The organism is Phyllobacterium sp. CCNWLW183, assembly GCF_037203775.1.
Lineage (GTDB): Bacteria > Pseudomonadota > Alphaproteobacteria > Rhizobiales > Rhizobiaceae > Phyllobacterium > Phyllobacterium ifriqiyense.
Window position 1 is genome coordinate 647,332 of the sequence record NZ_JBBCBN010000001.1, and the last position, 23,610, is coordinate 670,941.

Genomic DNA, 23,610 nt, shown 5'->3' on the forward strand with positions numbered 1-23,610 from the left:
ATGCTGAGCTACGCGTCAAAACGCGTGGTTATTGGCATCCTTACGTTGCTGGCGGCATCAATCATTGTATTTGCCGTGTTGGAAGTTGTGCCGGGCGATCCGGCGCGACTCATGCTCGGCATGAATGCTACCGAAGACGCCGTTCGAGCCCTGCAAGATCAGATGGGATTTAACCAACCCCTGATTTTACGATATTTCAGTTGGCTGGGCGATTTGCTGACCGGAGATTTTGGCAAGTCTTACACCTATTCGGTTCCTGTAATTGATCTCATTAAAGAGCGGATTGCGGTTTCCCTACCTTTGGCGCTGATTTCGCTCGCTCTTTCGACAATAATAGCCATTCCGATTGGAATATTCGCAGCATCAAGGCGCGGCAGCACAGCAGATACGACTGCGATGGGAATTGCGCAAGTTGGCGTAGCAATCCCGAATTTCTGGTTTGCTCTGCTCCTCGTCTATATATTTGCAGTTGTGTTACGTCTTTTGCCAGCTGGCGGGTTCGCTGGATGGGAAAACGGCTTCTGGCCGAGCATAAAGTCACTGATATTGCCATCGGTTGCCTTGGCCTTGCCTCAAGCTTCCATTCTCGCTCGGGTAACCCGATCTTCTTTGCTAGATGTTCTCGGCGAGGATTATATACGCACCGCCCGTGCCAAAGGGCTGTCACGGCGCAAAGTGCTTTATCATCATGCGTTGCGTAACGCGCTAATACCCGTCTTGACTATACTTGGCATGCAATTTTCATTTCTCCTCGCCGGTACAATCATCGTGGAGAATGTATTCTACCTGCCGGGTCTGGGGCGCTTGGTATTCCAAGCAATCACTCAACGCGACCTGATAGTGGTGGAGGGTGTCGTCATGATTCTCGTGGCTACTGTGATTGCAGTTAATGTCCTCGTTGATCTGTCCTACGCCATTGTCGACCCGCGTTTGTGGAGCCGCACGTGAGCCGCAAATTCGAAAGTCTGATCGGCAACAGGTCATTTCTGATTGGAACGATCATCACGCTTATCGTGGCATTGATGGCTGGTCTATCGTTCTTGTGGACGCCCTACAGCGTCTCAGCGCTTGATATAGTCGCGAAGTTAAAGCCGCCATCCATTTCGCACTGGCTGGGTACAGACCATTTCGGTCGAGATATCCTGTCTATGATCATGGTCGGCAGCCGCGCTTCGATTTTCGTCGCGTTTGTTTCGGTTGCGATTGGCGCTGGTATCGGTGTCCCATTGGGACTTTGGGCAGCTGCCCGCGGCGGCATTGTCGACGAGATGCTTATGCGATTCAACGACCTCATTTTTGCTTTCCCTGCCCTTCTGTCGGCCGTCATGATCACCGCCATTTTTGGCCCTGGAGCCGTTAACGCTATCATTGCCATCGGCATCTTCAACATTCCAGTGTTCGCGCGTGTCGCGCGAGGAGCGGCGCTAGCGCTTTGGGTTCGGGAATTTGTTCTTGCCGCTCGGGCCATCGGCAAAGGTGAAGGCCGTATCACCCTCGATCACATCCTGCCGAACTTGGCCAATATCTTGATTATACAGGGCACAATCCAGTTTTCCCTCGGCATTCTTGCTGAAGCAGGGCTGTCCTATGTCGGACTCGGCGCTCAACCGCCAATGCCAAGCTGGGGCCGAATGCTGTTTGAGGCACAAACCATGATCAGCCTCGCGCCGCACATGGCCCTTTTTCCAGGACTGGCCATCATGGTGACAGTGCTCGGGCTCAATTTGCTTGGCGACGGGCTTAGAGACTTTCTCGATCCCAAATTGCGCTATATGCGCTGATAGTGCGCTTGCTCTAGAAAAACAGGCCAACAATAAAAAGGGTAAGAACTGCTATCGCGAAGATCGCTGTTGTTGTGCTGAAAACATGTAAAGCATCCTCGATATTCTCCAACCCCGCGTCCCGCCGCCCAGCACCATTCAACATTGGCTCATTTGCGATGACGCCGCCATAAATGCGCGGGCCCGCCAGCGCTACGTCGATTGCCCCCGCCATTGCCGCTTCAGGCCAGCCAGCATTGGGCGATCTATGCAAGCGAGCGTCCCGCATCATGACATCGAAAGACTGCTTGGCGGCGCGGTAACCGTAAACGACCCAAGCTGCACAAGCGATCAACAAACCAGTTAAACGCGCCGGTACCCAATTGGCAGCATCGTCCAGCTTTGCGGCAAAGCGGCCAAAATCGCGATGACGATCATTCAAATGTCCGATCATGGAGTCAGCCGTGTTCAGCATTTTGTAAGCGAATAGACCAGGCAGCCCGAGCAGTACAAACCAGAACGCCGGAGCAATAATGCCATCCGAGGTGTTTTCAGCGAGACTTTCAATGGCAGCCCGACTGATCGCGGACTCATCCAGGACGTCCGGATCGCGACCCACAATCATTGAAACAGCACGCCGAGCGCCAATCAGCCCTTCTTCGCGCAATGCTATTGCGACCCTCTCAACATGATCGCCAAGACTCTTCTGCGCCAAGAAAACAGCGACGATAATAGCTTCAATCAAACCACCAAAAGGCGGAATTGTCCGTAATGCCAGATGCACAAAGAAGCCAATGGCCGCGGAAAGCAATAAAAGCCCCAGCACAGCAAGAAAACCATCGCGCCGACGCCGCTGATCGGAATTGCCCGGCACATTAAAGCGCTTGTCCACATAGGAAATAGCTCTGCCAAACATAACAACCGGATGCGGTATTTTTTTCCACAACCATTCGGGGTCGCCAAAATAACGATCTGCCAGCAGGGCAAGAAACAGGATCAAGAGGTTGATTTCCATTATAGATTCTATCCTGTTGAATCAAAATATCAGTTCTGGATTGCACTCAGTGCCAAGGCAAGTCGCTTATGCAACCGGCTCGCTGCCAACTCATCGAGCGGGAGTCCGAACCGTAAGTGCTGCGGCGCATTATTAAATTTCCGGGTAAAGACACGCTGCTCGCATAATGTGTCATGAAGCCGATGCGCCTCATCGAATTTGACTAGAGAAAACAGCATCGTTCCGCCAATCTCGATTAGTTGAACTTCTGAAAGAACATCTGCGAGCAATTTGCGGCGAATTTTTAATCTCGAGGTGTACTCGCTCAAAAGCTTCGCATCAGAAAACGCATGAGCTGCTATGGCAAGCGCTGGCCCGGATACGGCCCATGGTCCAAGCCTCAGTTCCAATCGCTCAGCATATGCATGGGTGGTCAAAGCAAAACCGAGACGTAGTCCGCCAAGGCCGAAGAACTTGCCAAATGATTTGAGAACAATCAGCCCATCCATGCCTGCATATGCAGCGACGCTGCATTCTGGATGGGGGTCAGCAAAGGCTTCATCCACGATGAGACATCCACCTCTGCCATGCATTTCCTTGGCAAGATTAATCAAGATTTCCGCAGGCATAATCCGACCGTCGGGATTGTTAGGATTGACCATCACAACAATCTTTGCAGATCGAGGAATTTCGCCAATTTGAGTCTGATGGGAAACATGCCATCCAGCCTGTTTGAACGAAAACTCGTGCTCTTGATATGTGGGGCCAATGATCGTGACTTCACCAACTTGCATCAATTCCGGCAATATTTGTATCAGAGCTTGAGTGCCGGGCGCAGCGACAATACCAGCCTCAGCGCGGATGCCGTAGTAGCGCCGCGCTGCGGCAATTGCCGTGGCTAACAGCTTCTGATCCGGCAATCTGTTCCAGATTTCCGGCCCAATCTCGGGCAATGGAAACAATTCCGGATTAATGCCAGTCGAAAGGTCAATCCAATCCGACGGCGCACCGCCAAACCGCGCTACAGCGCCATCAAGGGCGCCTCCATGTTCAATCTGCATCATCCAACCAAATCAATTACATGCATATAGGAACCACTGACCGAACCGACGCGCAAACCAGCATCGCCCAGATCATTGTCCAAAGCATCGCTGACATGAAACAAGCGGTCTGCCTTTCCTTCTCTCACAATGCTCGCGTAGTGAAATTCATGTCCGGTCAAGGACGTCTGGAAAGGCGACCCTTCGACGGGCGTCAGTCGTCGATAGCCCAGATGCAGTTTGCGCTTTGCAAAGCTCGTTTCAACAGGCAATAGACCAAGCATTCTATGTGAAACTCCCGCAGCATCTTCGATGCTTTCGCCAAGCACCATATAGCCACCGCACTCACCATAGATTGGGATGTTTTTGGCCGCTGCCTGCTTCATCCCTTCGGCAAAGTGGCTGGCTGTGGCTAACTTACCCGCATAAAGCTCGGGATAGCCGCCAGGCAAATAAATCGCATCACTGTCCGCGGCAGGGACCTTATCGGCAAGCGGAGAAAAGAAGCTGATTTCAGCACCACGCCTGCGCCAACCATCCAGCAAATGAAAATAGGAGAACGCAAAAGCATTGTCCTGCGCCACCGCTATTCTCTGCCCCAGCGGAGGAACGCGCTTGACATTAGCCATTGATTCCAATGGGCCATATCGTCCCGCAATGTCGAGAATGCTTTGGATATCAATCCGTTCGGAGATCATCAAACCAGCATTTTCAAGGAAATTGTCGAGATCGCGGTGCTCGCCTGCTTGCACTAAGCCAAGATGTCTTTCCGGCAGCTGCAATTGTTCGCTTTTGGGTAATGATCCCAATACGGGAATCCCGACCGGCTGCAATGCAGAACGCAGTATCATTTCATGACGCGCACTGCCAACGCGGTTAAGAATAAGTCCTGCAATCATGACATCTCGCCGGAAATCACGAAACCCACTGACAAGTGCGGCAATTGAATGCGATTGGCGGGCACAATCGACAACCAGAATAATGGGCAGGGATAAATGTTTGGCCAGATCAGCGGCAGAGCCCTTGCCATCCGAAGCGCCGTCAAACAGCCCCATCATGCCCTCAACGATCAACGTCTTGTCGCCTTCTGCGTGCCTGGAGGCTAGCGCACTGATGAGGTCGGGCCGCATGGCCCAAGGATCAAGATTGACACAAGGCGCGCCACCGGCAACCGCATGATAGGCAGGGTCAATATAATCCGGACCTGCTTTTGCGGGAGCAATATTAACGCCCAAATTGCGCAATGCCCGCAAAAGGCCAAGCGTAACCGTTGTCTTTCCGCTACCTGATGAGGGCGCGGCAATCAGGAAACCTTTCATCCGGCATCCTTCGCGCGCCGCGTACCGAGCGGGTCATTTGTCAGGACGCGACCTTCAAGCGCGCCTAGCCAGTCCAACGCACCACGCAGTCGAACGACCTGCCCAACGACCACTATGGCCGGAGGCTTGAGATCAGCAGCCCCCACATCAGACTCTGCTTTCTCCAGCGTTGTTTCAAGCACCTGCTGATGAGCGGTAGTGGCATTGCAGACGAATGCGACAGGTTCGTCAAAGGGGCGGCCCGCCTCCATCAGGCGCGAAGCTATAAGACCAATATGTTTCATCGCCATGTACATGACGATAACGGCAGAGCCCTGTGCAATGCTCTTCCAGTCCATCGAATCGGGAACAAGGCCAGTGGCATCGTGCCCTGTCAAAAAGGTAACGCTTTGATTGGTTTCGCGATGGGTAACGGGAATACCGGCATAGGCCAGTCCGCCAATGCCAGCAGTTATGCCGGGAACAATCCGGAACGGCACGTCATGTTCGACAAGGGTAAGTGCCTCCTCGCCGCCTCTGCCGAATACAAATGGATCGCCACCCTTCAGGCGGAGCACCCGCTTGCCCGCACGGGCGAGCTCAACGAGCCGAAGAGAGATATCCCGTTGCTGCGGTGAAGGTTTACCACCGCGCTTGCCGGCATATTCCAAAACAGCGGACGGGCCAGCAAATGAGAGACATTCTTCGTTCACCAGCGCGTCATAGACAATCACGTCGGCCTGCTCCAGAGCATTGACTGCATGCAACGTCAAAAGTCCTGGATCACCGGGTCCGGCTCCAACAAGCCAGACATGTCCAATCTCAAATTTCGGCAGCTTATTCCGCTTTGCGCGCATCATTTAACCTCGTTCATCTGCGCATAGCACAATTTTTCTGTCTGCAAGAATGCACCTGTCGGAAAAATCATGCAACGATTGCACAAGCTGGTCTATAAGGTTGGAATGAATAACGAGCCTGAGACCGCCTTGCGCAAACCACACGAACCCGGCGGGGCCCCCTTGCGCCGCGGCTGGACAACCGGGGCATGCGCAACTGCAGCAACCAAAGCAGCATTGCTCGCGCTGATCACGGGTGAGTTTCCTGATCCGGTGGCAATCATTTTGCCTAAAGGCGAAGTTCCACACTTCCAGCTTGCCATAGAATCGATTGGTGAAGGCTATGCAATGGCTGGAATTGTAAAAGATGCGGGAGACGACCCTGATGTTACACATGGTGCAACCATAATCTCCACGGTGTTCCCGGCACCGCCGGGAAGCGGCATTCAGTTTGCCGCTGGCGAAGGTGTTGGTACAGTTACATTGCCCGGTCTTCCCATTCCTCCCGGGCAAGCCGCTATAAATCCGGTGCCCCGCGAGATGATGACAAAGATATGCGAAGAAATATGCGCAGAATATGATTTGCCAGCGGATCTGCTAATCGCAATATCGGTTCCGGACGGCGAAGAACTGGCCAAGCAGACATGGAACCCCCGCCTCGGAATTGTTGGCGGCATTTCCATCTTGGGGACAACCGGAATTGTTCACCCGTTTTCTTGCGCTGCCTGGATACATTCCATTCATCGTGGCATTGATGTTTCTCGTGCAGCAGGACTGAAACACGTTCTTGCCGCAACAGGATCCACGTCAGAGGACGCTGCTCAGGCAATATACAATCTGCCTGAGATTGCACTTCTCGATATGGGGGACTTTGCCGGAGGATTGCTCAAATATCTGCGTGTACACCCAATTGACAGGCTCACAATTGCGGGCGGATTTGCGAAACTGACCAAGCTTGCGCAAGGCGCTCTCGATCTTCATTCAGGTCGCAGCCAGGTTGATATGACCTTTCTGGCAGACGAGGCGGAAAAACTCGGGCTAGACCCAGCCGAGAGAAACCGGATTCTAAATGCGAATACGGCCCAGGAAGTGCTTGAAATAACTCAAGAGCTTGGGTTTGACCTTGCACACGCAATTGCCATCAAGGCGAAACAGACCGCAATTGACACACTGAAGGGTGCCCCTGTCGACGTGGAGGTTATTGTGACTGACCGCAAAGGGACTGTACTCGCCCGTGTCTGAAACAACAATTCTCATTCTGGGTGGCACGGCGGAAGCAGTTAAACTCGCATCACGTTTGCAAGCACCGCATCTGCGCGTGATTTCATCGCTAGCCGGCCGGACCCTCGCGCCTGCAAAAATTGCGGGCGAAATCCGCGTTGGCGGCTTTGGCGGACCTCAAGGGTTGGCAGACTATCTCAAGGCCGAAAACGTCAAGCTGTTAATTGACGCGACCCACCCTTTTGCCACGCAAATATCGGATAATGCTATTTTTGCCAGCACAACTGGAAATCCGATCGCATTTGTAAGACTGGAACGTCCTGCATGGCTTAAGAAACCTGGCGACAAGTGGGTTGTAGTCGATACATTGGCGCAGGCGGCAGATGCTATTCCATCAAAGGCACGGGTGCTGCTGGCGCTTGGCAAACAACATATCGCAACATTCTCCAAGCGAAACAGCGTGCACTTCGTGGTTCGCATGATCGATCCGCCTGAAGCACCGCTTGATCTTGTCGACTTCGAGCTGGAATTGTCTAAACCGGGGACCGTTGAAAGCGAGGCCAGCCTTCTTATCGCCAAGCGGATCACCCACATCGTCTGCCGCAATTCGGGCGGCAAGGCCTCCTATGCCAAAATCACGGCGGCCCGCGATCTGGGTATTCCTGTCATCATGCTTGAACGACCGCGTCGCCCAGAAATCCGCACATTGCCCGATGTGGAGAGCGTTATCGGTTTTGTCAGGGAGACATTGAATTCACTTGGAACCTGAACGCAATGTGTGGCTGTGGCTCTTATGGTAAAGCGCTGAATCCCTGAAGCCGTCGGCGGATAATCCCCGCCCGACAAAGATCATCGCGGAGCGCATCAAACCAGAATCGGCAACCTTTTTGGCGATATCTGCAAGTGTTCCGTGAAGAAATTGTTCATCTGGCCAACCCACACGATAGGCGATAATGACGGGACAATCATCGCCATAAAGCGGGGAAAGCTCTTCCTCAATGCGTTTCAAATTACGGATCGACAAATGGATCACCATGGTGGCACCGGATTTGCCTAAAGTCGCAAGCTCCTCTCCTGCTGGCATGGCGGACGATTTCATCGAAGTCCGGGTGAGGATAATGGTTTGACACACCTCAGGAACGGTAAGTTCCTTTTTAAGCGCGGCAGCTGCTGCAGCAAAGGCAGGCACGCCCGGCGTTACGTCATACTCAATACCCAGCGCATCCAGCCGTCGCATTTGCTCGGCAACCGCTCCATAAATCGATGGGTCGCCGGAATGGACACGCGCTACGTCCTTGCCCTCCGCATGCGCCAACTCAAACTCTGCAATAATTTCATCGAGATTGAGCGAAGACGTGTCGACCACGCGCGCGCCTTCCGGCACCTCCGCAACCATTTCCGGCGGGACGAGTGAGCCTGCATATAGACAAACAGGGCAAGATTGAATCAGCTTCAATCCCCGCACTGTGATAAGGTCCGGGGCACCGGGGCCCGCTCCAATAAAATGAACAATCATGATAATTCGCTATGGGATTGCGTTGTAAACTGCAAGTGCCGCGGTGGCGTGAGCTGATTTTGTCTTGCCAACTATTAGCTGCGCTTTGGATCCCGCACCCGCCAGCGCGGCAGCTTCAGCGACGCCGTGACAACCCATAAGCGCGAAAACCTGCGCAGACGGATTGAGCAAGCGCGGCGTTTCCACTTCCAACCTGGCGGCATCAAATGCGTATAAAGGAACTGCTAGGCGGGTGGCGACATAGACAATCGCTGGCTCGTTCATCCGCTGATCGATAGTGAATAGACCGGCTAGCCGCGAAATATCGCGTCCGGCGGTGGTTATAACGTGTTCTGCTAGAGCAAGCAGCTCGGCAGGATCACAACCGCGCTCACACCCAAGCCCAAGAGTATAGGTTTCCATTAATGAGACTTATGCAGCTCTTCCGGAGTTACGCCCAACATTTCCGCAGTCTTGCGGATAAGATTGGCTTCTTTGGGATCAAGCTCATTATCCGCATTTGCGATCGTAAGAAGATGGCGCAGCAGTTGCACCTTGCGTTCAAAAGGAACATCCGCAAAGGCCAGCGCCGCTTGGCTGCTGGTGGTCTCATAACCAAAGTCCTTGAGGTATTCAGCAACTTCTCCGAATTCGTCGGGCGAAATACCAAAATCGGTCGATGCTATCCGCATGATCGCAGCATACTCAGCCTTTTCAGTTTTTCCATCCGCCAACGCCACATGCAAAAGCAGCAAAAGTTCGGCTGTGAGCACCGGATCATCCGCTACCTTCTGCACCGCGCTCTTTGTGCCCAGAAACGCTGTGATCCGATCAAAAATACTCTCGCTCATTATACCCCCGAAATGATTTGACGTAATTGATTGCAGCGCAACCCAGCAAATTCAAGTGCGTAAACAACACAGCGGGCGCCTAATCGCATCAAGCCATATAACTGTCCCGCAAAACCGCTCGCCAAACGCGAAAATCCAACTATTGTCCGCCTCGTTCAAACGAGTCTCCCGCCATGTCCGCCTTTTTCGACAATGTTCATTTGATTTTGATCGCTGCCGCCTTTGCGGCAGGCTTCATAGACTCGATTGCGGGAGGAGGCGGATTGGTGACAGTACCTGCGCTATTGCTGGCCGGTATGTCACCAATAGAATCGCTCGGGACCAACAAGTTGCAATCGCTTTTTGGTTCGGCCTCCGCAACCGTGGCATACGCGCAAAAGGGCCATGTCGATTTGAAAAAGCAGCTGCCGTCAGCCTTGATGGCAGCGCTTGGAGCGGTTGGGGGTGCTCTGCTGGCCGGGTTCTTGCCCGGAGACGTGCTGCGCGCGTTTTTGCCATTGTTGCTAATAGCAATCGCGCTTTACTTTGCTGTCAAACCCAATATGGGCGATGTGGACAGGGCGCAACGCCTTACACCCTTTATTTTTGGCCTTTGCATCGTTCCCTTGATCGGCTTCTATGATGGGCTTTTCGGGCCCGGCACGGGCTCGTTCTTCATGCTTTCTTTTGTTTCCCTTGCAGGTTTTGGCCTGTTGAAAGCCACTGCTCACACGAAACTGCTGAACTTCTCGTCAAATCTTGGCGGATTCATAACATTTGCATTTCTTGGCGCAATCAACTGGAAAATCGGTTTATTAATGGGAGTGGCGCAGTTCATTGGTGCACGCATTGGCGCTGGCATGGCTATGAAAAATGGCGCGAAAATCATCAAGCCGCTTCTCATCATCGTATGTCTGGCCTTGGCAACCAAGCTTCTGCTTGACGGCGACAATCCAGTCCGTGTGTGGCTGTCGGACTTGTTCTAAAGTCCGACTTCAAGCGGCAACACCAGCCAGTCTTACATCATCAGAACTCGATACCCTTCTGTGCTTTGATGCCCGCACGGAAAGGATGTTTGATCATTTCCATTTCCGTCACAAGGTCGGCAAACTCGATTAGCTCATCCTTGGCATTACGACCTGTGATAATGACATGTTTCATGTGCGGCTTCTGTTTCAAGACGTCAATGATTTCATCGACGGGCAGATAATCATATCGAAGCGCGATATTCAGTTCGTCACAAAGCACCAACTCAGTTTCGTCATCCAATATCATCGCCTTTGCCTGCTCCCACGCATTGCGCGCCATCGCAATGTCACGTGCACGGTCCTGCGTTTCCCAGGTAAACCCCTCGCCCATGGCAGAAATCGTCACTTGCTCCGGAAACTTTTCGAGAACCCAGCGCTCACCCGTATCCCACGAGCCTTTCACGAACTGAATGACGCCGACTTTCATGCCGTGCCCCAATGCGCGGAAGACAACACCGAAACCGGCGGTGGACTTGCCTTTGCCTTTGCCCGTATTGACAATGACCAAGCCCTTCTCGTCCGTTTTCGTGGCCTGTATCTTGTCGCGAACGGCCTTTTTCTTACGCATCTTGTCTGCGTGCCGTTCGTTGATTTCCTCTTCGGTCAGGTTCTGTAATTTTTGTGATTTTTCAGCCATTTGGCGTGTCCTTCCGAATCATAATCTCAAGCAGCAAGCTTACTCAGTTCAAATCGTGCCGAATTGGAACGTGGCGACCAGAAACCACGATCCACGGCAGCTTCCAGTTTCTCGGCGATATCACGCAGCGCATGGGGGTTTTTTTCGGCAAGAAAAGCCCTCACATCGTCATCCACCAGAAATGCCTGATAGACTGCCTCAAAATGGTGATTGCCCACAGCCCCTGTCGTAGCGGCAAAAGCAAACAGGTAATCAACTGTGGCAGCCATTTCAAAAGCGCCCTTGTAGCCATGACGCATGACACCCGCAATCCATTTGGGGTTTGTCACGCGCCCACGCACAGTGCGTGCAATCTCTTCTTCCAGTGTACGGATGACTGGTTTTTCAGGGCGCGAATGATCATTGTGGTAGATCGTGGTCCGCTCGCCCGACACAAGCTCCACCGCAGCCGACATACCACCTTCAAACTGGTAATACTCGTCTGAATCAAGCAAATCATGTTCCCGATTGTCCTGATTTTGAACAACGGCATTTACCGTCCGCAATCGTTCTTCGAGAAGGCCACGCTCTGGCTTGCCTTCTTCGCCTGCCCCATAGGCGTAGCCGCCCCAGACCAGCCACGCTTCGGCCAAATCATCGCGCTTCGCCCAATCATTCTCATCCATAAGCGCTTGCAGCCCGGCGCCATAAGCACCCGGTTTAGAGCCAAAAACACGGAATCCCGCGCGTTGTTTGGCAAGCTTTTCGTCGGCACCTTCGGCAATCAACCGCGCCTGTTCACTATGCATGCGCGCAGCGATGGGATTGTCCTGCTCGTCTTCGTCCAATGCTCCCACCGCACGAACGGCAGTATCAAATAATGCAATTTGATCAGGAAAAGCATCCCGGAAAAAGCCGGAAATACGCAAGGTTATATCCACGCGCGGACGCCCCAGCAAAGCAATCGGAATAATTTCATATCCAGTAACCCGGCGGGATGCCATGTCCCATACGGGTTTGACTCCAATCAGCGCCAGTGCCTGCGCAATATCATCTCCGCCGGTGCGCATATTCGACGTGCCCCAAGCGGTTAGACCAAATGATGTCGGCCATTCGCCATGATCTTGCGTATATCGGCGGATCAAAAGCTCGGCAGATTTTTGTCCCAATTCCCATGCGGCGGGTGTCGGCACAGCGCGCGTATCAATGGAAAAAAAGTTGCGGCCTGTTGGCAAAACATCCGGCCGTCCGCGTGTTGGTGCTCCCGAAGGTCCCGGTGCTACAAAACGCCCGTCAAGTGCCGTCAAAAGTGCATTAATTTCTGCATCGCCACATGCTGAAACAGCCGGATGCAGATTGTCGCGGATGCCTTCCAGCACCGCCGTAGTCGCAACCCAATCTTCAGGGCATTCAACTTCACCCGCCACCAGCTTGGCCGCGAGGATTTCAATGCGCTCGACCGTGTCTCCGGCGATACGCCAAGACGCATCGGAAAGAGTTCTCAGGCCTTGCGGACGCAAACCTTCCCATGGCGCGGCCATGTCACAATCAAGCGGGTCAAAGCCATCGAGTTTGAGATCCAAAGCAATCGCACGTTGCAGACTTTGATCAGATCCATGCCCCGAACCGCGGGGTACACGCGCCAAAGCCACAACCAAATCGGTTAACAGGCTGCCTTTGGGGGATTGCCCGAAAATATGCAATCCATCGCGAATCTGCATTTCCTTGAGATCACAGAGATAGGCATCAAGTTTTTGCAGAGCGAGATCATCTGGATCATGGTCATGAATGCCGGCATCCGTGTCGAGGCCAATATCGCGCACGAGATCGAGAATTTGTCCCTTTAGACGCACAAGACGACGCGGATCAACGCCCGAGGCTTCGTAATATTCGTCAACAAGCGCCTCGAGATCCTTTAACGGCCCATAGCTTTCAGCACGGGTCAGTGGCGGCGTCAGATGATCGATAATAACTGCCGATGAACGGCGTTTAGCCTGCGTACCCTCACCTGGGTCATTGACGATAAAAGGATAGATATGGGGAACAGGGCCTAAAACCGCCTCTGGATAGCATGCTTCGGATAGCGCGAGGGATTTGCCCGGCAGCCACTCCAGATTGCCATGCTTGCCAACATGTACAATGGCATGGGCACCATACACGCTCCGCAGATAGGCATAGAATGCGATATAACCATGCGGCGGCACAAGATCAGGCGAATGGTAAGTCTCTTTCGGGTCAATATTATAACCACGAGCCGGCTGAATGCCGACAAGAGTTTCGCCGTATCTCGTCAAAGGCAGCGCAAATAGGCTATCGCCTGCAATGAAATACGGGTCGGCTTCTGGTTTGCCCCAACGCTCGACTACTGCAGCCTGAATCGATTGAGGAAGAGTATCGAAGAAGTCCTTGTATTCTCGCAGAGAAATCGTTTCGCGCACCTCGCGCCCATCATTCGCGGAATTGGTTGGTCCCGCCATCAATTGATTAATCAGAGCATCGCCATCGGCAGGAATATCGGCGACCGGATAGCCCTGCTCGCGCATTTTATTGAGTATATGCCGCGTTGCAGCTGGCGTATCCAAGCCGACGCCATTGCCAAGGCGGCCATCGCGATTTGGATAGTTCGCCATGATCAATGCCGTCAAACGCTTGGCAGGCTTTGTGGCGCGAAGACGAGCCCAGCCAGCAGCCAATGCTGCAACGAACTCAACCCGATCGGCCAAAGGCTCATGCGTAACAATATTTGCTTGAACCGCCTCATCATAATGGCGTGCGGATTTGAACGACACCGCGCGCGATAAAACCCGACCATCTATCTCGGGCAGTGCAACATTCATCGCCAGATCGCGCGCTGAAAGCCCCTGATCAGAATTGCACCATTGATCGACACTTGAGCCTGAGAAGATGACTTGCAGCACCATAGCATCGTCATGCTCAAGCACGGTGGGCTTACGCGACGCGCCGGGCACCGAAACCGCAAATCCAGTTGCATTCAGGACCACTGCTGGCGCGGCTTCATTAAAAATACCTGTCAGTGTTGCAACTGAGACTGGATCTTTCAGGCTGGAAACGAAAACCGGCAAGGGGTTAAGGCCCTTTGCCTTCAGCGCACTAACCAGTGCTTCCACGGGTTGCATTTGTCCGCTTTGCACCAGTGCCCTGTAAAAGCAGATAGCAACAATTGGAGCATCCGCCACCCAGTGTTTGCGCAATTCGGTTAGCGATGGAGCCGAGCTCCCCGGCCACCAAAGGCCCGCCTTTAATAATGGTGCAGCCTCTTGCGGCTTGTCACCACCATGGATCATGGCCGCACAATAGTCGAGGAAGTATTGCGCGTTCTGCGCTCCACCTTCCAGCAAGTAATGCCAAAGAGCGTCGCGATCCTGACGCGTAACCGTCGAAAACCGGTCCAGACCCGGGTCGGGCTTGTCATCACCCGGCAGAACCGCCAAATGAACCTTATGATTTACAGCGCAGGCGTGGAGCGCTTCCAACCCGTAAGGCCAATAGCTTTCGCCGCCGATAATCCTGACAACGATAAGTTTGGAATATTGGGCTGTCCGCTCGATATAGGCATCGACGGACATGGGATGCGCAAGCGCCATCATATTTGCCAAGCGTAACGACAAGCCATTACCAGCTTGCCGTTGGGCCATACCAAGGCTCGCAAGTTCTGTATCGGCAGCAGAAAGAAACAGCACATCTCCCGGTGTCTGGCCGAGATCAATTGCCTCGGTGCCTTCAGCAATCGTTCCTTTTTGAGCCAGCAGAAGATGCATTCAATTTCCGATCAAGCTGCAGCAGCATTAACAGCTGATGTAATGGCTGCTGAATCAATATCGTGCAGGCCAATAACAACGAGCCTTGTCTGGCGTTCTTCGCCCGGATTCCAGCTACGATCAAAATAATGCTCGATGCGTGATCCGACGGCTTGAATGACCAGGCGCATAGGCTTGCCGGGTACATCAACGAAACCTTTGAGCCGCAGGACATCATGATCGACGATCACATGCTTCAACTTCTCAACAAATGATTTGGGCTCTGCAACCGGCCCAAGCCCAACGACAAAGCTTTCAAATTCATCGTGATCGTGCTCTTCGCCTGCCTCATGTTCCATCTCGTGATGGGACTTGCGGTTCGCAATATCCTCTTCGGTGCCAATACCAAGTCCAAGTAGGAGTTGATTGCTAAGCTTGCCAAAGCTAGCCGAAACCATGTTAAGTGAACGCGATGAGCGGCTCTGCACGTCACTCTTGACCCCGGCAAGTTGAGCTTCGTCAATAAGATCGGTCTTATTCAGAACAATAAGATCGGCGGCGCGAATTTGATCCTCGAACAGCTCTTCCAGCGGGCTGTCGTGATCAAGTGACTCGTCCTGCTCGCGCTGAGCATCAACCTTATCGTGATCATCTGCAAAACGGCCTTCCGACACGGCGGCAGCATCAATAACGGTAACAACGCCATCAACGGTTACCTGTGTCTTGATTTCCGGCCAGTTAAAAGCGGCAACCAGCGGCTGTGGAAGAGCAAGACCGGACGTTTCAATGACAATGTGATCAAAGCGATCAGGTCGATCCAGAAGCTTGGTCATGGTGGGAATGAAATCATCGGCCACGGTGCAGCAAATGCAGCCATTGTTAAGTTCGATCATATCTTCGTCGCGGCACGCTTCGATACCGCAGCCTTTGAGCAAATTCCCGTCAACGCCAAGATCACCAAATTCGTTGATGATCAGCGCGATGCGCTTGCCATTGGCATTTTCGAGCAGATTTCGGATCATTGTAGTCTTGCCCGAACCGAGAAAGCCAGTGATGACCGTTGCCGGAATCTTGTGACCCTGCATTTTGTTATCCCTTCATTTTGAGCGGCAGCCCTGCTGCCACGAAATAGACTTTTGCCGCAGCGGCAGCCACGGCTTGATGCAATCGGCCTGCGTGATCACGAAACTCACGTGCCATGCGGTTTTCCGGTACTATTCCAAGACCAACCTCATTGGAAACCAGAACAATGGCACCGGCGAGATGGCTCAGTGTGTTTGTCAGACGTGTTATTTCGGCGTCGATATCACGTTCGGCCATCATTAAATTGGTCAGCCACAGTGTAAGGCAATCGACCAGGATTGCCTTTTCGACACCAGCAAGACTTTCCAGTTTTCCGGCCAGATCAATTGGTTCTTCAACTGTAATCCATCGGGATCCGCGCCGCGCTCTATGATGCCCAATTCGCTCGGACATTTCATCATCCCACGCTCTGCCGGTGGCAAGATAAATAGCATCCCACCCGGATGATTCGATCAGACCTTCGGCAAAGGACGATTTGCCGGAACGCGCGCCTCCAAGAATAAGGGTAATTTCGCGTTCCAGCGGTTGCATTACTGCTCAAGCTCCGATGAAGCATAATTCTGAATTGCCCAGCCCAGTGCAGTACCAAGTACAACCCAGAAGAAGAGATTGGTTGCCAGTGCTGAGACGGCGAACTCTGAGGCAAGTGTCGGAGGCACCGCTGATGTCAGATCTTCTGCTTCCGGTGCGCCATAAATATGGGGAGCGACAATCAATACAACACCAAGAAGCTTAGCCCAAATCTGCTCACGCAGTACGATCAGATAGACGCCGCCCGCCGTCAGAATGACAGTTATCAGCCACCAGGTCTGCCGCATGGCCAGATCGGCTGCAGGCATAGCAGGCAATTCAGGGGCAAGGCTGAACGCCGGTGCAAAATTGAAGATGAAAAATCCTGCAAGCCCCCAATAGATTCCGTTCTGAAGGGTAATGCGACGACCGAGGAAAAGCGCCGCAGCACCAGTGATCAACGCAAAGCCTGCTCCAGCCACCAGATTGATCAACAACGTATTACCGAGACGTCCAAATGGCAGTTCGGGACCCGCCTCTTCCGCATGTTCGTGCGGAGTAACCGCCGCAGGTGCAGATTCGCTCGCAGAGGCAGGCGTATCATGGGAATGACCTCCGCCACCCGCACTTTCATACTCTTCCGCATGCAATATGAGCGGTACATTTTTTACATACATGGCCGGTGTTAGAATTATTCCGGCAAACAGACCGGCTATGATTGTAGCCAGCAAATATTTGACCAACATGGAGTCGACTCCCCAATTCCAAAAGCGAGACGCCGGGCACCTGCAAAGGCCCCGGACCAAACAAACCATCATTATTTCAATGCTTAAGGGTCGATAGCTGAATCAGCATTTCAGCTTTCAAAGACTCAATGGCAAGGAAATCCATATGAATGGCGGGTGTCGTGTGCTGTGTCATGCAGCGTTTCAGAATGTGAAAGACCGACGCCATAAATAATGAACACGCCGAGAAGCAATGACACAACAGCCGTCGTCAGACGCGATGCGAGTGGGAGAGAAATCGTATTAGAAGTACGAACAGTAGCCATAACAACCTCCGTGCAGGGCCAGAAGGGAAAATCCCCCTCGGTTTTGGGCACTATTACCCTGTGATTGGCAGGTCTCCTGGCTCGCGGGTCGCAAGATAAATGCCGCCTTCCCGGTTTCCCAGTGACTGCCGTCCGCTTTCGCGTTCAGCATGGCATATACCCTAACCGCTCTACAGTCGCGGGGTCGGCTGCGGTGGGGTCGCCCTAATGGGTACGACCGTCGCATTCCCTTTTGATCCCTGGCCTTTGGCCAATGCGGGAACCAATCATCTGCTGAACGTTATTCACCAAGCGCTCTAAAAGTCAAACGAATCTGCGACACCTTGATCGCTGCCTACGCCGTCAGACACGTTTAAGCGCAAACAATGCCTCGATATCCAGAACTGACTCCAATTGCGCTGCAATGGAGTCGAGCGCCGCATCTACACCAGCGTGATAATCGAGAACGCCAGCAGATATTCCCATGGACTTTAAAAGTGCTGCCCGGAATGCGTCCGCGTTGAAAAGCCCGTGCATATAGGTACCGAATACTTTGCCGTCAGCGGATATTGCACCATCCGCTATGCCATCAATATTCACGGCTGGCCGGATGCAATCGGGGCCAGTCGTTCGACCAAGGTGAATCTCATAGCCCTTCAACGGTATGTCAAACTGCAATGAATGGGCTTGGACATTGCGCACGGTCTTCTCCGGCTCCATAACTGTATCAATATCGAGATAACCAAGACCTCTAATTTCCCTGATATTTCCTTCAATCCCTTGGGGGTCAGATACTGTTTTACCCAGCATCTGGAAGCCGCCACAAATGCCGATAATATGACCACCTCTGCGCCTGTGCAGATCAAGATCGCGGTCCCAGCCATTTTCACGGAACCGTTGAAGGTCACCAATGGTGGATTTGGAGCCCGGAATAATGACCAAACCTGCATCTGCAGGGATTCGCTCGCCACTTTTGATCATGACGACCTCGACTTGCGGTTCAGCTATCAGCGGATCGAAATCATCAAAATTGGCAATGCGATCAAGCACTGGAACGGCAATTTTCAACGCCCGCCCATCACCTTTGACCAGCCGTTCCAATACAACCGAGTCTTCCGCCGGAAGACGGGAGGCATCTTTCAACCAAGGGACAACCCCGAAGGACGGCCAGCCCGTAAATTGTGTGATAGATTTCAAACCGTCATCGAAAAGCGAAATGTCGCCGCGAAACTTGTTGATCAGATAACCGGAAATCATATCCCGATCTTCAGGAGAAAGAATTGCGTGCGTGCCGACAATCGACGCTATCACCCCGCCTCGATCAATATCGCCAACCAGAACCACAGGCACATTGGCTTTGACGGCAAAGCCCATATTGGCGATGTCCCCTGATCGCAGATTGATTTCTGCGGGCGATCCAGCTCCTTCAACGATGACTATGTCCGCATCGGCACGAACGATATCCCACGACTCCATAACCGCATTCAGCAATCCCGCCTTGTATTGCTGATAATCCCTGCCCTTCGCCTGTCCCCAAACTTTACCCTGGACAATGATTTGGCTGCCCGTTTCTGACTGAGGCTTCAGCAATACCGGATTCATGTGAACGGACGAGGGCACGCCACAAGCCAGCGCTTGCAACCATTGCGCCCGGCCAATCTCACCACCATCATCGCTAACAGCAGCATTGTTCGACATGTTTTGCGGCTTGAATGGAAAAACCCTCAAACCGCGATTGCGCGCCAGACGGCACAATCCCGCCACCAAAACGGATTTGCCAACGTCAGAGCCAGTTCCTTGCAACATGATTGCGTGTGTCATGGGCTTTGAGTAGCGGATATGTCTTTCTCTTCCTAGTCCCATGCAAGCCGTTGCGCGCTTACGCGCATCCGATAGAGTGAGCGGCAGCAATATTCGGGAGGAACTATAATGGACGCAGTCGTTGATGCGGCGGCCGGTCAATTTGAACTCAATGATGATCAACTGGCAATTCAGGATATGGCACGCGCTTTTGCGGCTGATCGGGTAGCACCGAAGGCACTCGCTTGGGACCGCGACAAGCATTTTCCCGCCGATGTCATTCGCGAGACAGGTCCGCTGGGCATGGGTGGCATTTATGTGCGCGAGGATGTTGGCGGATCGGGTTTGAAACGGCTTGACGCCGTGCTGATATTTGAAGCTCTTTCAATGGCCTGCCCTGCCTTCTCAGCATTTATATCAATTCACAATATGTCGACATGGATGATCGACCTGTTCGGAACACAAGCTCAACGACAAGAATTTGTGCCCAAATTGACGTCTATGGAGTGGCTGGGCAGCTATTGCCTGACGGAACCGAACTCCGGTTCCGATGCGGCGGCGTTGAAAACTACAGCTGTTCTGGATGGTGATCATTACGTTTTAAATGGTGCTAAACAATTCATATCCGGTGCAGGCGATAGCGATATTTATGTCACCATGGTGCGCACCGGCGAATCCGGACCAAAGGGCATTTCCGCACTGATCATTCCCAAGGATGCTCCGGGCCTGTCATTTGGCGCAAATGAATTCAAGATGGGTTGGAATGCCCAGTCCACCCGCACAGTTTTATTCGATAATTGCCGGGTTCCTGTAGCAAATCGGCTGGGTGCTGAAGGTGATGGATTTAAAATTGCCATGGGAGGGCTTGATGGTGGCCGTCTGAATATCGCGGCATGCTCCTTGGGTGGAGCTCAATCGGCACTCGACAAAGCGGTTGCTTATGCTTCCGAGCGCAAAGCATTCGGTAAGGCCATCAATCAATTTCAGGCATTGCAGTTCAAGCTTGCTGACATGGAGACGGATCTTTCAGCCGCGCGAATGCTGCTCTACACAGCTGCCTCAAAACTCGATGCGAAGGCCCATGACGCGTCCAAGTGGTCAGCCATGGCAAAGCGTTTTGTAACCGATAAAGGCTTTGATATCGCCAATGACGCGCTTCAAATCCATGGTGGCTACGGCTATTTGCATGATTACGGCGTTGAAAAAATCGTTCGTGACCTGCGCGTCCATCAGATATTGGAAGGCACCAATGAGATTATGCGGGTGATCATCGCGCGGCATATGATCAAAAACTAAAACAAGATATTCAGGGAGAGTGCTGCGATGACAATAATCGCCTTTATCGGCCTAGGACATATGGGCAACCCCATGGCCGCCAATCTGGTCAAAGCTGGACATACAGTTCTCGGTTTTGATCTTTTGCCAGACAATTTGGCTGTTGCCACGGCCAACGGCGTGACAGTAGCCTCAAGCGCAGAGTTCGCTGTTGCTGATGCAGATGTGGTCATCACCATGCTGCCAGCCGGGAAACACGTTCTCTCAGTCTACGAATCCGTGACAAAAGCAGCAAAACAGAATGCGCTGTTTATCGATTCATCGACGATTGACGTCGATTCTGCGCGCAAAGCACATGAGATCGCCCACAAGAATGGGCTGCTTTCCGTTGACGCGCCTGTTTCCGGCGGTATCGGCGGCGCGGCGGCTGGCACTTTGACTTTTATGGTTGGAGGTAGTGCCGAAGCATTTTCCAAAGCCGAGTCAGTCTTGAAACACATGGGCGCAAAAATTGTCCATTGCGGTGATGCCGGGAACGGTCAAGCGGCAAAAATCTGTAACAACATGATCCTCGGCATTTCCATGATCGGCGTTAGCGAGGCTTTCACATTGGCGGAAAAGCTGGGACTTTCCCATCAGGCGCTTTTCGATGTCGCCTCCACCTCCTCCGGTCAATGCTGGTCGCTAACGACCTACTGTCCCGTTCCAGGGCCGGTTGCCACATCCCCCGCCAATAATGATTACAAACCGGGATTTGCCGCTGCGCTGATGCTAAAGGATTTGAAGCTTGCACAGGACGCTGCGAAAAGTGTAGGCGCTGCGACACCACTTGGCTCGCATGCTGAAGCCATCTATGCGGAATTTGGTGCCGCGGGAAATGAAGGCTCGGACTTTTCAGCCATCATCAATCATCTTCGCACAACTCAGCGCAAAGATTGACCTCACATATGCGGAAATTCGCAAAATTTAGGTTTAATTAAGTTCTCGATAACCTCGCGGTAAGGATGTCCGGTTAAAACTTTAGGGGTGAGTAGATCAAGACCCTGCTCACCGCTCCGGATCAGGTATTGCGTACCGGGGTTGGATCTCCTGCCGAATTTATCAATCGACAGATACCACATCTATTTTGGCAAAAACCGCGCTGCTTTGTAATGAGCAGAGCGGTTTTTTGTTATTCGCACCAAAGTCTTATTCGAATGACAAAAAGCCGTCACCTGGCGAGGCAACGGCTTCATGCAAGCCAATGACAATTAGCCTGCCGAACGTGTCCAGATGAATGACAGAGCTGACACAACGCCGCTCTTGGCATTGGTGCGCGGTGTATCGCGCTTTTCAGTTGCATTCCACGCTATGTGGACGCCGTTATTCCGATTGAAAATGTAAAGCATTTCTGCACCTCGAAGAGAAACTGTTGTTGCACTCCAAATGCGCTTATTGCTTAAAGTTTGATCACGGTAATTCGTCATACCTTGTCGCATTTACGTTAGTAGCCACGTCAAAAATGCATGGCACCCATGAAAGTTCGCGTTAACTGCGCTTCCCTGCGGGCGTTTTCAACAGAAAAACCTCCGGACGGCGCATGGCGCTAACAGGAAAGTCGAGAACTGCCCATAGTGTCTGCATTTAGCGCGCCATGTCGTTGCAGCTAAAAAACCGTAACGGGATGATATCGGCACGTACCGACATCAACTTTTGAAAGAAAATCACTGAAAGCGTTGATCTTTCATCTATTGGTTTGTTACGATGCCATTATGAGCATTGTTGTTTTGGCACCTCATTCATTTTTCCGGCGTCGTTTTATCGATAGGCCTTGTCGCGATACACCGCATTTATTCAATCAAAGCATTGCATTCTGTCGGGATAACGATGCCAAATGGCACATAAGCGAATGACTGGTAATGGCAGTACCGGGTAAATTCGCATTCGGGTGAACTGTCAAAAAAGAGTGGGAGACTAAGAACATGAAGAAGCTACTTGCTTCAACTATATTGGCAGCTGGATTATTCGGTTATGCCGGATCAGCTTCAGCAGCCGAAGATTGCGGTACGGTTACAATCGCAAACATGAACTGGCAGTCAGCCGAAGCCTTGGCCAACCTCGACAAGATAATCTTGACCGAAGGCTATGGCTGCGATGCAGAGCTTGTTGCAGGCGACACTGTGCCGACCTTTACCTCCATGATCGAAAAAGGGCAGCCTGATATCGCACCGGAAGGCTGGTTGAATGCTGTTCGCGAGCCGCTTGAAAAAGCTGTCAAAGAGAACAAGCTGGTCTATGCAGCGCCAGCCATCACTGAAGGCGGCACTGAAAGCTGGTGGGTACCCAAATATTTTGCTGATGCTCATCCGGATATCAAGACCATCGCCGACGCGATGAAGCATCCGGAATTGTTCCCCTCGCCTGAAGACCCTAAAAAGGGAGCCGTCTATAATTGCCCATCAGGCTGGGCATGCCAGATCACGACCGCTAACTTTTATAAGGCTTATGAGGGCGACAAGAATGGTTTCACACTTGTCGACACAGGCTCAGCAGCCGGTCTTGATGGCTCGATAGCGAAAGCTTACGAACGCAAAGAGCCTTGGCTTGGCTACTACTGGGGTCCGACAGCCATTCTCGGCAAATATCCGATGGTAAAGTTGGACAATGGCGTTCCATGGGATGAAAAGGAATGGAACCGCTGCAATTCCATCGCAGATTGCCCGGATCCAAAACCAAATGGTTGGCCGATTGCTGACATTTACACGATCGTCACCAAAAAATTCTCTGAACGTGCTGGACCAGCCTTTGAGTACCTGAAAAAGCGTCAGATTTCGACCGAAGAAACAAACAAGCTTCTCGCGTGGATGGTCGACAATCAGGCCACTGGCGAAGACGGTGCTAAATATTACCTGCAGAACAACGAGGCAACCTGGACGAAGTGGGTTTCCCCTGAAGCTGCCGAGAAAATCAAGGCTGCAGTTAAATAGTTGAATTGCGGCGGAGCAAGCTCCGCCGCAAGCAATCTTAATCAGGTTGGATGCCTCAGCATTCAGCCAG

General features: G+C 52.5%; 23 protein-coding genes and 1 riboswitch. Of the genes, 8 read left to right on the top strand and 15 right to left on the bottom strand.

Translation table 11 applies throughout. The annotated features are described in order from the left end of the window. Entirely contained in the window at window positions 1-948 is a 948-nt protein-coding gene (locus tag V9K95_RS03045) for an ABC transporter permease (protein WP_336439852.1), read from the top strand. After that, window positions 945-1,781, top strand: coding sequence for an ABC transporter permease (locus tag V9K95_RS03050; protein ID WP_336439851.1), 837 nt, complete (start codon window positions 945-947; stop codon window positions 1,779-1,781). The genes V9K95_RS03045 and V9K95_RS03050 overlap by 4 nt, the downstream gene beginning before the upstream one ends. Before the next feature lie 13 nt (window positions 1,782-1,794). Here V9K95_RS03050 and cbiB read toward each other — a convergent pair whose 3' ends face one another. The 4 genes from cbiB to cobA are packed head-to-tail and all read right to left on the bottom strand — an operon-like array spanning window position 1,795 to window position 5,949. Next, entirely contained in the window at window positions 1,795-2,775 is a 981-nt protein-coding gene (cbiB, locus tag V9K95_RS03055) for an adenosylcobinamide-phosphate synthase CbiB (protein ID WP_336439850.1), read from the bottom strand. Between the two features lie 29 nt (window positions 2,776-2,804). Continuing rightward, entirely contained in the window at window positions 2,805-3,815 is a 1,011-nt protein-coding gene (gene cobD, locus V9K95_RS03060) for a threonine-phosphate decarboxylase CobD (RefSeq protein WP_336440205.1), read from the bottom strand. Continuing rightward, window positions 3,815-5,113, bottom strand: coding sequence for a cobyrinate a,c-diamide synthase (locus V9K95_RS03065; protein ID WP_336439849.1), 1,299 nt, complete (start codon window positions 5,111-5,113; stop codon window positions 3,815-3,817). Before V9K95_RS03065 ends, cobD begins: the two co-directional genes overlap by 1 nt. Further along, on the bottom strand, window positions 5,110-5,949 hold the full coding sequence (gene cobA, locus V9K95_RS03070) for a uroporphyrinogen-III C-methyltransferase (protein ID WP_336440204.1): 840 nt from the start codon (window positions 5,947-5,949) through the stop codon (window positions 5,110-5,112). Before cobA ends, V9K95_RS03065 begins: the two co-directional genes overlap by 4 nt. 105 nt (window positions 5,950-6,054) lie before the next feature. Between cobA and V9K95_RS03075 the strand changes: the two genes are divergently transcribed. Together V9K95_RS03075 and V9K95_RS03080 are read left to right on the top strand one after the other, a co-directional pair. Continuing rightward, the gene (locus tag V9K95_RS03075) at window positions 6,055-7,170 is read left to right on the top strand and encodes a cobalt-precorrin-5B (C(1))-methyltransferase (RefSeq protein WP_336440203.1); all 1,116 of its coding nucleotides are present in this window, start codon (window positions 6,055-6,057) and stop codon (window positions 7,168-7,170) included. Further along, window positions 7,163-7,918: a cobalt-precorrin-6A reductase gene (locus V9K95_RS03080; RefSeq protein WP_336439848.1), complete on the top strand. Its 756-nt coding sequence runs from the start codon at window positions 7,163-7,165 to the stop codon at window positions 7,916-7,918. Before V9K95_RS03075 ends, V9K95_RS03080 begins: the two co-directional genes overlap by 8 nt. Here the strand turns inward: V9K95_RS03080 and cobM are convergent. From cobM to V9K95_RS03095, 3 genes are read right to left on the bottom strand one after another with little or no spacing between them, the layout of a single operon-like run. Continuing rightward, window positions 7,904-8,665, bottom strand: a complete 762-nt coding sequence (gene cobM, locus V9K95_RS03085) for a precorrin-4 C(11)-methyltransferase (protein ID WP_115052681.1) — start codon at window positions 8,663-8,665, stop codon at window positions 7,904-7,906. The genes V9K95_RS03080 and cobM overlap by 15 nt on opposite strands. 9 nt (window positions 8,666-8,674) lie before the next feature. Beyond that, window positions 8,675-9,067: a cobalamin biosynthesis protein gene (locus tag V9K95_RS03090; protein ID WP_336439847.1), complete on the bottom strand. Its 393-nt coding sequence runs from the start codon at window positions 9,065-9,067 to the stop codon at window positions 8,675-8,677. After that, the gene (locus tag V9K95_RS03095) at window positions 9,067-9,495 is read right to left on the bottom strand and encodes a tellurite resistance TerB family protein (RefSeq protein ID WP_115052679.1); all 429 of its coding nucleotides are present in this window, start codon (window positions 9,493-9,495) and stop codon (window positions 9,067-9,069) included. The genes V9K95_RS03090 and V9K95_RS03095 overlap by 1 nt, the downstream gene beginning before the upstream one ends. Window positions 9,496-9,668: 173 nt before the next feature. On the opposite strand from V9K95_RS03095, the gene V9K95_RS03100 reads away from it, so the two are divergent. Beyond that, window positions 9,669-10,460: a TSUP family transporter gene (locus tag V9K95_RS03100; protein ID WP_115052678.1), complete on the top strand. Its 792-nt coding sequence runs from the start codon at window positions 9,669-9,671 to the stop codon at window positions 10,458-10,460. A gap of 40 nt (window positions 10,461-10,500) precedes the next feature. On the opposite strand, the gene cobO is transcribed toward V9K95_RS03100, so the two are convergent. The 7 genes from cobO to V9K95_RS03135 form a co-directional block, all read right to left on the bottom strand. Then, window positions 10,501-11,139 carry a cob(I)yrinic acid a,c-diamide adenosyltransferase gene (gene cobO, locus V9K95_RS03105; RefSeq protein ID WP_115052677.1) on the bottom strand — a complete coding sequence of 213 codons (639 nt, stop codon included), beginning with the start codon at window positions 11,137-11,139 and terminating at the stop codon, window positions 10,501-10,503. A gap of 26 nt (window positions 11,140-11,165) precedes the next feature. Continuing rightward, on the bottom strand, window positions 11,166-14,897 hold the full coding sequence (gene cobN / locus V9K95_RS03110) for a cobaltochelatase subunit CobN (RefSeq protein ID WP_336439846.1): 3,732 nt from the start codon (window positions 14,895-14,897) through the stop codon (window positions 11,166-11,168). Window positions 14,898-14,908: 11 nt separating this feature from the next. Beyond that, entirely contained in the window at window positions 14,909-15,961 is a 1,053-nt protein-coding gene (cobW, locus tag V9K95_RS03115; RefSeq protein ID WP_115052675.1) for a cobalamin biosynthesis protein CobW, read from the bottom strand. Between the two features lie 4 nt (window positions 15,962-15,965). Next, window positions 15,966-16,490 carry a bifunctional adenosylcobinamide kinase/adenosylcobinamide-phosphate guanylyltransferase gene (gene cobU / locus V9K95_RS03120; protein ID WP_336439845.1) on the bottom strand — a complete coding sequence of 175 codons (525 nt, stop codon included), beginning with the start codon at window positions 16,488-16,490 and terminating at the stop codon, window positions 15,966-15,968. Beyond that, window positions 16,490-17,215 carry a CbtA family protein gene (locus V9K95_RS03125; protein WP_336439844.1) on the bottom strand — a complete coding sequence of 242 codons (726 nt, stop codon included), beginning with the start codon at window positions 17,213-17,215 and terminating at the stop codon, window positions 16,490-16,492. The genes cobU and V9K95_RS03125 overlap by 1 nt, the downstream gene beginning before the upstream one ends. 125 nt (window positions 17,216-17,340) lie before the next feature. After that, the gene (locus V9K95_RS03130) at window positions 17,341-17,520 is read right to left on the bottom strand and encodes a CbtB domain-containing protein (RefSeq protein WP_115052672.1); all 180 of its coding nucleotides are present in this window, start codon (window positions 17,518-17,520) and stop codon (window positions 17,341-17,343) included. Between the two features lie 49 nt (window positions 17,521-17,569). After that, window positions 17,570-17,802, bottom strand: a riboswitch (cobalamin riboswitch). A 60-nt stretch (window positions 17,803-17,862) separates the two neighbouring features. Next, window positions 17,863-19,320 (bottom strand): cobyric acid synthase, encoded by a 1,458-nt coding sequence (locus V9K95_RS03135; RefSeq protein ID WP_336439843.1) that lies wholly within the window; start codon window positions 19,318-19,320, stop codon window positions 17,863-17,865. 108 nt (window positions 19,321-19,428) lie between these two features. On the opposite strand from V9K95_RS03135, the gene V9K95_RS03140 reads away from it, so the two are divergent. After that, entirely contained in the window at window positions 19,429-20,595 is a 1,167-nt protein-coding gene (locus V9K95_RS03140; RefSeq protein ID WP_115052670.1) for an isobutyryl-CoA dehydrogenase, read from the top strand. Window positions 20,596-20,622: 27 nt separating this feature from the next. Continuing rightward, complete coding sequence (gene mmsB, locus V9K95_RS03145; RefSeq protein WP_115052669.1) at window positions 20,623-21,513, top strand: 3-hydroxyisobutyrate dehydrogenase; 891 nt, start codon at window positions 20,623-20,625, stop codon at window positions 21,511-21,513. A 311-nt stretch (window positions 21,514-21,824) separates the two neighbouring features. On the opposite strand, the gene V9K95_RS03150 is transcribed toward mmsB, so the two are convergent. Next, window positions 21,825-21,962 carry a hypothetical protein gene (locus V9K95_RS03150; RefSeq protein ID WP_163025467.1) on the bottom strand — a complete coding sequence of 46 codons (138 nt, stop codon included), beginning with the start codon at window positions 21,960-21,962 and terminating at the stop codon, window positions 21,825-21,827. A gap of 573 nt (window positions 21,963-22,535) precedes the next feature. Here V9K95_RS03150 and V9K95_RS03155 point away from each other — a divergent pair. Then, a complete protein-coding gene (locus V9K95_RS03155) occupies window positions 22,536-23,540 on the top strand; it encodes an ABC transporter substrate-binding protein (RefSeq protein ID WP_115052666.1) in 1,005 nt (334 codons plus the stop codon). Window positions 23,541-23,610 lie beyond the last annotated feature (70 nt).